The 12,572-nt window shown below is 61.1% G+C and carries 12 protein-coding genes; 3 read left to right on the forward strand and 9 right to left on the reverse strand.

The window, feature by feature from the left end:
* The first annotated feature begins 56 nt into the window (after positions 1-56).
* The gene (locus ABIE18_RS00925) at positions 57-716 is read left to right on the forward strand and encodes a hypothetical protein (RefSeq protein ID WP_499720761.1); all 660 of its coding nucleotides are present in this window, start codon (positions 57-59) and stop codon (positions 714-716) included.
* Between the two features lie 21 nt (positions 717-737).
* On the opposite strand, the gene ABIE18_RS00930 is transcribed toward ABIE18_RS00925, so the two are convergent.
* A complete protein-coding gene (locus ABIE18_RS00930; protein WP_499720762.1) occupies positions 738-1,277 on the reverse strand; it encodes an O-acetyl-ADP-ribose deacetylase in 540 nt (179 codons plus the stop codon).
* Positions 1,278-1,330: 53 nt separating this feature from the next.
* On the opposite strand from ABIE18_RS00930, the gene ABIE18_RS00935 reads away from it, so the two are divergent.
* Positions 1,331-1,963, forward strand: a complete 633-nt coding sequence (locus tag ABIE18_RS00935) for a DedA family protein (protein WP_431118258.1) — start codon at positions 1,331-1,333, stop codon at positions 1,961-1,963.
* Between the two features lie 7 nt (positions 1,964-1,970).
* Here the strand turns inward: ABIE18_RS00935 and ABIE18_RS00940 are convergent, their stop codons facing one another.
* The 8 genes from ABIE18_RS00940 to ABIE18_RS00975 all read right to left on the reverse strand — a co-directional run bounded on the left by ABIE18_RS00940 (position 1,971) and on the right by ABIE18_RS00975 (position 11,536).
* Positions 1,971-2,276 (reverse strand): hypothetical protein, encoded by a 306-nt coding sequence (locus tag ABIE18_RS00940; RefSeq protein WP_477514413.1) that lies wholly within the window; start codon positions 2,274-2,276, stop codon positions 1,971-1,973.
* A 115-nt stretch (positions 2,277-2,391) separates the two neighbouring features.
* Positions 2,392-5,190 carry a phosphoenolpyruvate carboxylase gene (gene ppc / locus ABIE18_RS00945; protein ID WP_499720763.1) on the reverse strand — a complete coding sequence of 933 codons (2,799 nt, stop codon included), beginning with the start codon at positions 5,188-5,190 and terminating at the stop codon, positions 2,392-2,394.
* Positions 5,191-5,307: 117 nt separating this feature from the next.
* Positions 5,308-5,637, reverse strand: a complete 330-nt coding sequence (locus ABIE18_RS00950) for a hypothetical protein (protein ID WP_499720764.1) — start codon at positions 5,635-5,637, stop codon at positions 5,308-5,310.
* 43 nt (positions 5,638-5,680) lie between these two features.
* Positions 5,681-6,808: a hypothetical protein gene (locus ABIE18_RS00955; RefSeq protein ID WP_499720765.1), complete on the reverse strand. Its 1,128-nt coding sequence runs from the start codon at positions 6,806-6,808 to the stop codon at positions 5,681-5,683.
* Positions 6,805-8,082 carry a glycosyltransferase family 2 protein gene (locus ABIE18_RS00960; protein WP_499720766.1) on the reverse strand — a complete coding sequence of 426 codons (1,278 nt, stop codon included), beginning with the start codon at positions 8,080-8,082 and terminating at the stop codon, positions 6,805-6,807. The genes ABIE18_RS00955 and ABIE18_RS00960 overlap by 4 nt, the downstream gene beginning before the upstream one ends.
* Positions 8,079-9,002, reverse strand: a complete 924-nt coding sequence (locus ABIE18_RS00965; protein ID WP_499720767.1) for an ATP-grasp domain-containing protein — start codon at positions 9,000-9,002, stop codon at positions 8,079-8,081. The genes ABIE18_RS00960 and ABIE18_RS00965 overlap by 4 nt, the downstream gene beginning before the upstream one ends.
* Positions 9,002-9,916 carry a PIG-L deacetylase family protein gene (locus ABIE18_RS00970; protein WP_499720768.1) on the reverse strand — a complete coding sequence of 305 codons (915 nt, stop codon included), beginning with the start codon at positions 9,914-9,916 and terminating at the stop codon, positions 9,002-9,004. The genes ABIE18_RS00965 and ABIE18_RS00970 overlap by 1 nt, the downstream gene beginning before the upstream one ends.
* Positions 9,917-10,027: 111 nt before the next feature.
* Positions 10,028-11,536: an RNA polymerase sigma factor gene (locus tag ABIE18_RS00975; RefSeq protein WP_499720769.1), complete on the reverse strand. Its 1,509-nt coding sequence runs from the start codon at positions 11,534-11,536 to the stop codon at positions 10,028-10,030.
* 296 nt (positions 11,537-11,832) lie between these two features.
* On the opposite strand from ABIE18_RS00975, the gene ABIE18_RS00980 reads away from it, so the two are divergent.
* Entirely contained in the window at positions 11,833-12,528 is a 696-nt protein-coding gene (locus tag ABIE18_RS00980) for a hypothetical protein (RefSeq protein ID WP_499720770.1), read from the forward strand.
* The last annotated feature ends 44 nt before the right edge of the window (positions 12,529-12,572 follow it).

Here is a 12,572-nt window from a genome sequence, read left to right on the forward strand (position 1 = left end):
CTTCCGCTACAGCACAGGACTACCATGGGTTTGCTGGTCAGAATCCGGGAGTTCCCATGAAGCAATTCACTGAGATGCCGGGCGACAGGACAGCTTCGGCCTTCGCCTACTCTGCTGCGGCAGTGGGCGTTGCCGGCGTCCTGACGCTCGGGGCCATGTACGCCGTGGAAGTCCCCAAAGGCGGCCCGTTTGTTTTCGGTGCTATCAACGACGCCACAGGCGCCGTGTTCAACGTGCTCGTCATCCCTGTAATCCTCCAAGTCCATAAACGCCTTCCCCAGGCACCATGGACCGAGCCGCTGAAATGGGTAACGGTGGCCGCCTGCGCGGCTGGAGCCACAAGTTCCGCGCTGCTGGTACTCAAGATCATGGGCTTCGAGTCATCAACAGCAATTTCCGTGGCCGCCATTGTGATCCAAGGCCTCTGGTTCCTCGTGGCGCACAACAAGCTTCTCCACGTTGAGGACTATCCGAAGGGGCTCGCGAAGCTTGGCCGATTCATCGGCGGAGCACTTCTGATCGGGCTTCCCGTTGCCGGCCTCGGCTTCCTCATTCCCGGGCCCGAGTGGCTCCGCTGGGCAGTGATGGGAGTGGGTTTCGTCGCCGGAGCGTCATCGTGGGCAGCCTGGCCATACTGGTACTTCAAAGCGGGCAGGTTCCTTAGCCACAAAGCCGCCGTTCACCCTGCTGGTGACGTCAGACCCGAACCCGCCTGACCGGGAGCAGCCCGGCGCCCCTCAGGACTCAAACACAGACCGGAAGACCGCCGTCGTGTCCTCCGAAAACAGGACGAACTCCACCAACTCAAGTCCGCTGGCAGTCGCGGCACCATCTGAAGACTCAGATGAGAACGAGCCCACGGCGTCGAACGCTACTTCCGCGACCTTCCGGGCGGCCCAACCATAGATTCCGGCGCTGATTGCGGGAAAAGCGACGGAACGTGCACCCACCTCCACAGCCGCATTCAGGCTTTCCCGGAAGCAAGAGGCGAGCAGTGCGGGATCGGTTTGGCCAGCGTGCCGGTTGGGACCCACGGTGTGAATCACCCAGCGCGCCGGGAGCCTGAATCCGGGGGTCACAACGGCGGCGCCAACAGCCAGGCCGTCCGGCAGTTTGCTGCGACGAACCTCGCGACAGGCCTCAAGCAGTTCCGGCCCGGCGGCCCGATGTATAGCGCCGTCCACTCCCCCTCCACCGAGCAGTGAAGAGTTGGCGGCGTTAACGATCGCATCGACGTCGCGCGTGGTGATGTCCCCGTGCATGATTTCGATCTGCATTGCGCCAGTCTCCCGCCGAGCGGCCCGAGCGGCAAGTGCGGTACCTTGTGCCAATGGACTTCATCGCCCCCGAGACGTGGGGATCCGCAATTTACTTGTGGATCGTTCCCATGGTGCTGGGCGATGCCATCTTCCCACCGATCCCGTCCGAAATGGTGGTGATCACCGGCGGAGCACTGGCCGCCGATGGCCACGCCAATTTCTGGCTCATCCTGCTGCTCGCAGCCTTCGCGTCCTGGCTCGGGGACATGGCAGTGTACTTACTGTTTAAGCGGCGGGTGAGCCATGTACTGGATCGCTGGGCATGGGGCAGGAAAGTCCACCGTGGAATCCACGAGGCCATCGCCAAGGCAGGCCGATCCTCCACTTATGGGGCTATCATCGGCGCGCGGTTCGTCCCAGGCGGCAGGCTCGCAACCTCGTCCGCAGCTGGAATCGCCAACGTCTCCGTCCGCGGTTTCAGCCTCTGCGCCGGATTGGGCGCCGTTCTGTGGGCCGTGTGGCAAGTCGGACTGGGCTACTTCACGGGCTCCGCAACCAAACTGCCGTTCTGGGCCAGCTCACTGATTGGCGTGGGCGTCGGCTTGGTCATCGGTGTGGTGGTCGGATTGATCGTCACACGGCGGCGCGGGAGCCGCTCCCCGGTGGATGAACCCTTCGACGGTGACGTGCCCCAGCCGGAGTAACGTAAGCCTAGATCGGCGACCAGCGTCCGCGGCTGCGGCGCAACACGTAGAGGCTCCCGGTCAGCGCAACGCGTTCGACGGCGTCGCGCATCATGGCGGCCGACGTCCGGGCTTCGTCGTTCTCACCGGAGTAGTCGCGGTCGTTCACCGTGAAGCGCAGGCTGAGCTGCGGGACGCCTCCGACGATATCGAGCTGGTTCGATTCGACATGATGGCGGGTTTCCAAAGCTTCTATCGCGGCCGCCATGACCGATTCGGGAGGGTTGCCAGGCTTGAGGCCAGTGATCTTCAACTTGGTCTGGAACGACGGCATCCAACAACCCTAACGCTCAGCGCAGGTGCTTTAAGCCGGAACGCTCCCGCACCCCAATGACGGTTCGTGGGGTGAGAGAGCGTTCCGGAAAAACCGGCGGGATGTGAGAGAGCGCCTAGCCTGTGTTGCGCAGGCCAGCCGCCACACCGTTGACGGTGATCAGCATGGCGCGCTGAAGCCGCTCATCAATCTCTGCGCCGGACACCGATTCCTCGCGCACACGGCGTAGAAGTTCCACCTGCAGGTAACTGATCGGGTCCAGATACTGATCACGGATTTCCAGCGATCGCTTCAGGGTGGGCTGGGCGTCAAGGAGTTCAAGCTCCCCGGTCAGCCGCTCGATTTCAGCAACCGTGAGCTCGTACTCGTCCCGGATCATGTGGAACAAGCGGTGCAGTTCCTCAGGAACCAAGGAAGAAACGTAGTGTCCCGCGATCTCCATGTCGGTCTTGGCCAGCGTCATTTCGACGTTGGAAATCACCGAACGGAAGAAGTGCCAGCGGTCCATCATTTCCATGAGTTGGTCAGCGTCACCGGCTTCCCGTGCCGCCTTCAGACCGGAGCCCACACCAAACCAGCCAGGAACGATCTGGCGCGACTGCGTCCAACCGAACACCCACGGGATGGCGCGAAGGCCGCCCAAGCCAGCCCCGGAATCGGGACGCTTGGAGGGACGTGATCCGATGTTCAATGAACCCAGCTGCTCCACGGGCGTGGACGCCAGGAAGTAGGCCGGAAGATCGGCGTCGTCGATCAATGCCCGGTAGCGTGCAAAGGCAGCATCGGAAATGGTTTCCATGACGTTCGCGTAGCGCTCGCGCTCGTCTTCGGAGGTACGCGGAGTCCGGTGCAAGGCAGAGCCCTGCATGACGGCTGCCAATGACAGCTCAAGGTTCTCGCGGGCAAGCTCTGGAAGCGAGTACTTGTCCGAGATGACCTCGCCCTGCTCGGTGAACTTAATTTCGCCCTCGAGGACACCATTGGGCTGGGCCATGATGGCGTCGTACGTCGGACCACCGCCACGGCCTACGGAACCACCACGGCCATGGAACAAGCGGACCCTCACGCCGTGCTTGGCAGCGACATCGCGCAGCTTGCGCTGGGTCTTGTGGATCTCCCACTGGCTGGTCATGACTCCGGATTCCTTGTTGGAATCGGAGTACCCGAGCATGATTTCCTGGACGTCGCCGCGGAGACGGACCAGTTCACGGTAGGACGGATCAGAGAGCAACTGATCCACAATCTCAGCGGATGCGCGGAGCTCCTCGACGGTTTCCAGCAGCGGAGCAAAGCCGATCTTGGCGTGTGGCTTTGCCCCGAAGAGGTCAATCAAACCGGCCTCGCGTGCCAGCACAGCGGCGGCCAGGACGTCATCAGCGCCCCGGGTCATGGAAATGATGTATGTTTCCACAACGTCCGGACCGTAAGTATGCAGGGCCTGGCGGATGCTCCGGAAGACGTCGTAAGTGCCGTCCGCAGTGCCTTCGAGCTTGATCGGGTGGCCGGAGAGCGGGCGACGTGAAGCCAGCTCGGCACCAAGGAATTCGAAACGTTCCTCGCGGGTCAAGGAGGCGTACGGCTTCTCGGTACCAAGACGGTCCACAAGCTGTCCGACGGCGTCGTGGTGGTAATCGGCATGTTCACGGATGTCCAGGGTTGCCAAGTGAAGGCCGAAGGCTGCGATCGCACGGCGGACACGCGCCAAGGCGCCGTCGGCAACAAGGCCAGCGGCGTGGTTCCGGAGCGACGTTTCGAGCAGGCCGAACTCGGCCAACAGCTCACTTGTGGTGGCGTAGTCCCGGCCGGGCTCATGATAGGTCGAGGCGGAAACGCGGCGGCCCGTATTGATGAGCTTGGCTTTGATACACGTGAGCTTGAGGCGATAAGGCTCCTGGGCATTGAGCTCCAGGATGCGCTTGTCCAGACCGGGCAAGTTCTTGAGGTCCACGTCGATCGAATCCAGCAGCTCCTGGTCAGCCCCGAACAAAGCCGTGGAGTTGGACAGGACCGAGATCAGCTCGTCGATCAACGCGATACTGATCCGAACCGCGTTCTGGTTCTGCAACTGCAGGATTTCGCGCGTAACTGCCGCGGTAACGTTGGGGTTTCCATCGCGGTCGCCACCGATCCAGGAACCGAAACGCAACGGCGCACTGGCAGCGGGCAAGACCACGCCGTGCTCGGAAAGAAGCTCGGAAAGGTCTGTCAGCATCTCCGGCATGGCATCGGTGAGGATGCTGTTCAGGTAGTAGATCGCGTTGCGCGCTTCATCCACGGGCGTTGGCCGGACCTGGCGAAGCTCATCGGTCTGCCACATTTGGTCGATGATTTCCGAGAGCTGGCGATCCTGCCGGCGCCGGGCAGACGTTCCCTCTTCAGTGGGCTGGGCCAATACGTCGGAGAGTTTGCGGACCTTGTCCAGCACTGAGCGTCGCGAGGCCTCTGTGGGGTGCGCCGTGAAGATGGGCCGAACATCAAGCTCGTTCACCACGTCCTGAAGGACCTGCGGCCCAGCCTGGCCGGCAATTTCCGTAACGGCCTTCGCAAGCCAGCCGTCCTTCTCCTGCCGGGTCCGAAGCCCGCGGACGCGGTGGACCTGCTCGGCCGCATTGCTGAGGTGGAAATAGAACGCGAAAGCTCGAACCAGATCCGTCGCCTGGTCCAGAGGCAGGGAGGCGAGCAACTCGCGCACCTGGGCAACGACGTCGTGCGCGCTCCATGGACCGGTGGCGTCGGCTCCGCCCCGTGCGGCTTCTTTGGATTCCTTGGTCAGCAGGCGGACCTGCTCCACGAGCTGCAGCAATTCCGGGCCGTGTTGTCGCACAAGGGACTCACCCAACAGGGTGGAAACGCGGCGCACATCGGCCCGCAGTTCTGCTGCGAGATCGGTGTCTTGATGGGCAGTGTGAACCATAGATACTTACCTTCGGGATCTGGTTTGGCTCGTACACTGCGCTGGATACTGTGAGCCGGGTTACTAATGTTTCCTACGGGATCTTACCCGCACAGGACTCTAGTGCGGGAATACGTCTCAGATTTTGGCGTCACCGAATTGCTGCTTGGCGGCTTTGCTCGTCGACGGCGGCAGGACCACCTTCCCGGCGAACAGCCCGGCCTCTGCGGTGCCCGGGCCGGCTACCAATTTCTCGTGCCTTCGCTGCCGCATTTCCTCGCGGGCTGCCGCGGCCTCCATTTTGGTCGGCGCACCTGTGGCCGGCTCGATCATGGAGAGGACACTCGCGAGTGTGCCCGTTGCCCCCTTCGCGGAAACACCCTTCTGCACCAGCCGTGTGCCAGCCCAAACCGACCCCACAATCAGTGCAAGGCTTACTACTGCCGCCATCACGGATTCCATGCCCATGCGCTCAGGGTACGCCTTGGGATGGGCACCGGACAGCCCGTAATTACCGGGCCCAGGCGTTCCGCAACACCTCCCAATGCCCGGCGGTCATGAGGCTTGCGGGTGTGACAGACACGGATGTGGCCCCGCCCCGAACAGCCTCATGCAAGGCCGTTTCGAACCTTTCCGGGGAGATCGTGCCGTCATCGGACCAGAGCCCGATAGACAATGACATGCGGGAGCCCGCGCGGTGGGTCAGGGCTTCTGCGAGGTCCTTCGTCTGCGGCGAGCGCTCGGCATTGAGTCCTACGTACTCCCAAACGTGGAGCCGGTGGAGCTGCTTGAGCAAGAGGTCGTAGTCGTGGCCGCTATCGGCGCGGTCCGCCGATGGTGACTCCCGCGGCGAGCGCACGTCCATCTCCAGCCGGACACTGTAGGGTTCGACGGCGGCTCCCACCCTGCGCACGATGTCAGCCATGGCTTCGCTCCGCCACGTGCTGATCCGGGCATCCGACTGGTCGATGCCGCCTTCGTGGTTTCTGGGCCAGTCATTTTCTCCGGTGGTGGCTTTGAAGTCATCGAAGTCTTCACTGCCAAAGGTGAAATCATCGAACATCAATTCCGTGAGATTCACGGCTGTGGGCCGGTACTTCTTCGCAACGGCGGCAGCCATGGAAGCCAAGCGGGCGCCGGCTTTGCCGTGCCGCAGGGACGACACACTGGCGAAGGACTTGGATGGCTCGCCAGCGATATTTCGTCCTGCCAGGGAGGGGTCCTCACTCAGCGCACGATCCAACAGGACATCGATCGTGAGGATCACATCACGTTCCTTGCCGTTTTTTGCCAATGCTGAGATCGCCTCCCCCACGAAGTCCCGGCCAGTGCGGGAAACCTCATAAGAGGTCGCCTCGGGTTGGCCGGACAAGGGAAAGGCCGTCCAATCTGTGCGCCCCACGGAGATCGATACGGCGGTGGCGTCCACAGCTTCCACTCGTTCGGCCAAGTCCACAAGGTGTGACCGGTCCTCGTTGACGACGTCCTCAAAGCCAAGATTCACCATGCGGTCCATAGGACGAAGCTCCGCTTCTTCTGCGCACGCAGCGATACCCGTCAATGCAACGCCAAGGAGAACCGAGCTCACCAGGGCAGCACTTAGCCTGGCAACCAGCAGCCTGGATCCAAAAGCCTTCATACCCCTGCCTCGTAGCGGGGGCCGGTCTCTGTGGCAGTTACGGAAATGACGCCCGTCCGTTGCAACTTGTTCCAGACGGCAGGGCTGCCGCGGATCTCCTTGATGATTGCACTCGCTAAAGCCAGGCCAACGAATACCGAATACAGGGGCCACAGGGGCAGCGTCCATAGAAAGCGAAGATCCTTCCATGAACGGTTGAGGCCAATGGAGAAGACAATCAGAGCCAGGGACACAAACAGTCCCAACCAACCAAGGATGGCGAGGACTTCAGCGGGTACGGGACCCGACCCAGCAAGGTACAGGAACGGCAGCACCGCCAAAATGGCAAGTTGCAGCATAGGGATCACCACCATGGTGATGGCGTTGAACAAAAGGAACATGCCAAACAGCCCATAACGCCGCCGCCCAAGCATCCCGATATGCATCCGAAGCGTCTGCAGCAGGCCCCGCGACCACCGAACGCGCTGCCGCCACAATCCGCCCATCGTTGATGGCGACTCGGCATAAACCAGGGCTGAGGGCTGGAACCTCACCCGGTAGCCGGCCTTATAGACACGCCAAGTAAGCTCAAGATCCTCGCCGAGCGTGTCCTCGTGAAAACCGCCTACCAGCTGGACCACGTCACGGCGGAAGGCACCTATATTCCCGGAGACGATTGGCAGGCAATGCAACAAGGACAAGGCCCTGCGGACCAGGCCTGTCCCGACGTGGCTCAGGACGGCAAGCATCATCGTTTGAACGCGATTCAGGTTAACCGGCCGGTCGTCGCCGCATACCGCTCCCACCTTTGTGTGATCAAAACCCTCAAGCATGCGCATCAAGGTGTCTGGTGCAAAAATACCGTCGGCGTCCACAAACATCAGGATGTCGCCATTGGCCTTGGCTATTCCATAATTGAGCGCAGCTCCCTTCCCTGCGTTCGTTTGGGAGAGAAATCGGACCCGGTCATATTGATCTGCAAGCCCGGCCATGATGCTGGCGGTGGAATCAGTGGAACCGTCGTCCACCAGAATCACTTCCAGACGTAAATAGCGGCTGGCCAGTATCGACTCGACGCAACTGGTGATCACCACGGCCTCGTTATAGCCGGGCACGATCACAGAGACCAGGGGCCGGTCAGTGATGACGGAATAGCGATGCTTGGCAGAGTTGGAACGATAAAGCCGGTTGAAATACAAGGCCAGTGGAACGTAGACGATTTTGACCACGCCGAAACTGAGAATCAGCACGCCTCCAACCTGGACAAACGCCAGGGCAGCATCAAGAGGTGTCACGCAGGCCTTCCGGTCAATCGACCGGCGACGTGTCGGTGAAGGACGTTCTCCAGGAGTTCTGGGGCGAACGCACTGTTTGCGCCAAACCTCGCATTGATCTCCAGTACCACCGGACTTCCGTTCTGCAGGCGGCGCACGTCCACGTCTACAGGTCCTGTCAACCCGAGCGCGGTCACGGCTGAATCAGCCAATTGGGCCACGTCCGCGCTCTCGGCTCCCTTATTCCTCCTGACGGACAGGGCGTTTCCTACCCGTCCCTCTTTGAGTTCTGTCTTCTCCAGCACCACCACAAGATCGTCCTGACCCGGCTCAGGCCTGTGGCGAAGGACCACGGGTGCGTACTCCGTTCCAGGCGCGAATCGTTGCACGACCCAGGAATCGTCCAAGGAGGACCAGGCGTGGGCCGCGTTCCGGCCGCCGTCGCCAGTCTTTTCCAGGACCTGGACCCCGCGTCCGCCGCGGGAAATCCGCGGCTTGACCACCAGGGATCCCCCTAGCCGCGCCATCGCCTGGTCAACAGAGGCGAAATCGCCGGGCAGTCCGAAATCGGGGACGGCGACGCCCGCATTGGCAAGGCACCTCATGGTGAGGAATTTGTCATTCGCGATTCGAACGGGTGCGGGGTCGGCAATAAGGACCTCGACATTGGGAGCGAAGCCTTGCCGGGCTTCCGAAACCAGGACGAGTTCATCGCTGACCGTGGGCACCACGAGCTCGATGCCATGGGCGCCCACGAGTCCCCGTAATTCCCACAGGTAGTCGGGAGAACTGGACGCCGATACCAAGGAGACCGTATCAGCCGCAGAACCGTGGACCTGTTGCATATCAACGCCCAGGACCCAGTGTCCCAGTTCCCTCAGCTGGCGCGCCAAGGAGGAGCCAGCTGGTCCTCCAACGCCTGTTACGAGTACCCGAACCATCAGAACTCCCCTACGGCAGAGCCAAGCAGTCGAACGGGTTCGAAACCCTCTGCATATGTCGTCTTCACTTGCGAGCCCCTGAACGCTGCGAGACTGCGTACTCTTTCTGCGCTCATATAAGGCTTGCCCTTTTGGTTCCGGTGCATGGCAACGGCGTGAATCTTCACGTCCACATACCCCGCGATATCCACGAAGACGCTGGGATCGAACTGCCGTGTGGAGGAAGGACTCTCAAAGCACAGGATGGAGGAGTGCTGGCGGGCTGCCCGCATAGTCGCACTGTGTACGGCCTGATGGTCCTGGTGGTAGTCGTTACGGGAATGGGTAATCACAACGTCGGGGCGAAAATCGTCCATCACGGCCTCGATCGCCTGGACCATTTCATCCCCATGTTCCGCGAGGCTGGTGTCCGTAAAGTCGTGGACATGGACCTTGGACGCACCCATGAAATCCGAGCCTGACGCCGCTTCAGTCACACGGACTGCGCTGTCTCCTCCTTTTCCCCCTGAGCTCATCACCATGGTTCGGACTTCATGCCCGGCATCGGCCAGTTTGGCGAGGGTGGCACCGCAAGCCAATTCCAAGTCGTCAGGGTGCGCTCCTATGGCCAGCACCCTTCGAGGCTGCATGGCCACACCATGGTGAATCCTGAAGGCCGGCGCGACAAGAAAGCCCACAATCAGCCCGGCTCCTGCGAGCAGGACTACAACCTCAAGCCAGGGGCGCTGCGCCGGCCCCATTGCGCATCCCATCAGTGACAGCAACAATAAGGCGCCCAAACTTGCCATGGCCCATCGGAGGCCATGCGGCGAGCTGAACCTGCGAACGAACCACTTTTGACCGATCGGGACCAAAGCCCAGACCGCCGCCGAGGCGCCCAGCAAGCCTGCAACGGCCAAAAACGTTGCTTTCATATTTCCCCTAAATTGCACAGATAAATGGGCAGCTGCCCTCTCAGGGCACCGCCTCTGAGTTAGTGGCCGGAGCAATTGGTTCGTGACGCTGTATCTGGCAGTGATTCGTGGTCAGTATTTGTGCACGAATTCGCCCGCTGCAAGACCACTTCCACTCAGGGAATATGTCAGGACACCTGCGCCCTTTTTATGCTTGGATTGCGCGGAAACCTGAAAATGGAGGTCGCTCCGCCGTGCCGAACCTGTAATGCACGTGACGGCTGTCCGCCCCTCCATGGAGCACGACCACCCTTCCGGAGCCCGCAGCGAACTCTCCTGGATCCGTGCGTCCATTTCCACTGAGAACACGGCTTTGGCCGGTCCCAGGGACTGTGAGCCGCCGATCCCAAAGTCCACCTCCATGGCCGTCATGCCAGAACCACGGTCCTTGGGTGTCCGCACCGAGGCTGTCACCGCTGCAAGCGACGCAGGAAGGGCTGTTGCCGCTGATGAGGTGGGGTCCGGCGAGGGAACAGATTGTTGAGGTTGCGGCTGGGATTCCACACCAGAAGGTGCCGGGGTGGAAACCAAAGGTTCGGCCTCAGTGTTTGGATCCTCATGCCCTGCCTTTGACGGCGATGGCTCAACCGCAGCTGGCGACACAGGCGATGGCAGGCTGGGCTTCGGCGTCGCGGTGGGAGTTGGAGCCAGGGCCCCTACGAATGACTCCTGACGGGAGGAACTTGTCTCAATGGCCAACTGCTCCATGGGGACATCCGGCGTCAAGCGACCAACGATTCCCACCGCGCCTAGAGCCAGGCCCAATCCTGCTACCGCTACGATGGCCATTACCGCTGGTTGCCCAATTGCCGGGACCACTATCGCTGCCTTGATGGGGACCAGCCCTCCCAGGAAACCCAGTCCGGCACCCTTGGCTGCCAAGGTGGCGAGAGGTATGCCGGTCACCAGAGGGAGAAGCACAGCCCTCATGGTTCCCTGAACGTCCTTTAGTTCCGAGAGGGCGGCGGTGCATTTCGAGCAACCATTAAGGTGCTGACGCATCTTGCGTTCAGCGATCCTTGAAAGTCCACCTCGAATGAACGTACCGAGTTTCGATGCGAATCCAGCGCAGTCACTGTCCGGTTCTTCCGCCACATGGGCCTGCAGGTATTGCCTCCTCAAGCCTTCCCGTGCCCGGAGCGCCAGTGCTGACACGGCATTCGCGGACAGACCCAGGAGTGGTGCCACCGCCGCTGGCTTCATTCTTTCCACGTCCAGGTACCACAGCACGGCCTGCCACCGTTCGGGAAGGGCGCGAAATGCTTTTGCAACCGTATGCGATTCGAAGGCTTTGACTACGGCATCGGGATCCGGCAGCGTACGGTCAAGAATGGCGTCGTCGCTACTGGGCAGCGACCTCCCGGCCTTCCGATTCCGATGATGTGAGAGACGGGTGACAGTGGACAGCAGATACGCCCTGAAGAAGTTGTCCGGCCCCCGTCCCACAACCAGGCTCTGCAATACGGCTTGGAAGGCCTCGGCCACAACATCCTCGGCATCACTTGGATTGTCCACGTTTCGCCGGGCCACTGTGGACGCGACGGACACATGGCGTTCGTACAGTTCGTCGAATGCTGACATGTCACCGCCACGCACCAACCCGATTAGATGACCATCGCTCTCAACTCCTGCGCTGGAAGCGTTGTCAGTACCTGTCCCGGATGCCATTTAAGGCACCCCCACAACGTATAAAATCGTGCCCATATATACGCAGTGGGCACCAAGCTCAAGTCATGACGCGAATTTGTATAGGCTCTTTACCAAACAGATCCTTCTACCGCTTTTCGTCATGAATCCTTATTCGGACGCACTATTCGGATATGACATCGTTCCGGACAAAATCATTCGCCGAATGTACATTTTCCCGACACCTCTTGATGCGCAAATGGCAGACCACCAGTTATCAGAATGGTTGGCGGTTCCCCGCAGACTGGTTCCTGCCCGAGGTCCGGACGGTGGTGACATCGCTGGCTACACGAGCCAGCGTTCCACCTCCTACCGCGAGATCCTTGGGCGCGGCGCGGGCCAGGAATGGTGTTGGAATCGGCGAAACCATGACGGACTTCCGCGCCCTCTTCCTGGCAGCAGACCGGAACATGGACATAGAGGCTCTCCAATCCTTGGCTGAAGGATGGGCAGAGGCCGCCGATTCCGCACCGCCGATTTCGTGCACGGACGTTGAGACGGGCCTGGCCACACAGGCCCATTTCCAGCGACAAATCCACCAACTCTCCATTTTTGGAACGGCATGTTCCCACCCTTACGCCCTTGCGATCCTGTCCCTGCCCCAACCGCTTGAGAGCCGCGTCCATCGCTGGACCCTGCTGGCGCGGCTCGGAGAAACTGTTCAACGGCAGCTGCACGGGACAGGTGCCACGGCAATGTACAAGAACTCTGCTGTTCACGTGCTGTTGCCCCTCTCAGCAAACAACCTTGGGCAACTCATGGAGTGCAGGACTGCCATGGAAAGCCTGGGCGAAGGAGCCCTCCGACCCGCACGCATGCAGTTCTTCCCGTTGGCAAATGCCCCTTCAGAACCCGCGCCCCAGGACTACATTCCCGAAGCAATGTGAGTGAGGCCTGTTGGTGCCGTCACGAACAGCGTTGAGCCGCCACT

It is taken from the genome of Arthrobacter sp. 2762 (assembly GCF_040548745.1).
In the GTDB taxonomy this organism is placed as follows: domain Bacteria; phylum Actinomycetota; class Actinomycetes; order Actinomycetales; family Micrococcaceae; genus Arthrobacter.

What these genes read in the sequence shown, in the direction of transcription:
- ABIE18_RS00925 (WP_499720761.1), top strand. Translation starts at nt 57, where the DNA reads ATGAAGCAATTCACTGAGATGCCGGGCGACAGGACAGCTTCGGCCTTC.
- ABIE18_RS00930 (WP_499720762.1), bottom strand. Translation starts at nt 1,277, where the DNA reads ATGCAGATCGAAATCATGCACGGGGACATCACCACGCGCGACGTCGAT.
- ABIE18_RS00935 (WP_431118258.1), top strand. Translation starts at nt 1,331, where the DNA reads ATGGACTTCATCGCCCCCGAGACGTGGGGATCCGCAATTTACTTGTGG.
- ABIE18_RS00940 (WP_477514413.1), bottom strand. Translation starts at nt 2,276, where the DNA reads ATGCCGTCGTTCCAGACCAAGTTGAAGATCACTGGCCTCAAGCCTGGC.
- ppc (WP_499720763.1), bottom strand. Translation starts at nt 5,190, where the DNA reads ATGGTTCACACTGCCCATCAAGACACCGATCTCGCAGCAGAACTGCGG.
- ABIE18_RS00950 (WP_499720764.1), bottom strand. Translation starts at nt 5,637, where the DNA reads ATGGGCATGGAATCCGTGATGGCGGCAGTAGTAAGCCTTGCACTGATT.
- ABIE18_RS00955 (WP_499720765.1), bottom strand. Translation starts at nt 6,808, where the DNA reads ATGAAGGCTTTTGGATCCAGGCTGCTGGTTGCCAGGCTAAGTGCTGCC.
- ABIE18_RS00965 (WP_499720767.1), bottom strand. Translation starts at nt 9,002, where the DNA reads ATGGTTCGGGTACTCGTAACAGGCGTTGGAGGACCAGCTGGCTCCTCC.
- ABIE18_RS00970 (WP_499720768.1), bottom strand. Translation starts at nt 9,916, where the DNA reads ATGAAAGCAACGTTTTTGGCCGTTGCAGGCTTGCTGGGCGCCTCGGCG.
- ABIE18_RS00975 (WP_499720769.1), bottom strand. Translation starts at nt 11,536, where the DNA reads ATGTCAGCATTCGACGAACTGTACGAACGCCATGTGTCCGTCGCGTCC.
- ABIE18_RS00980 (WP_499720770.1), top strand. Translation starts at nt 11,833, where the DNA reads ATGCGCAAATGGCAGACCACCAGTTATCAGAATGGTTGGCGGTTCCCC.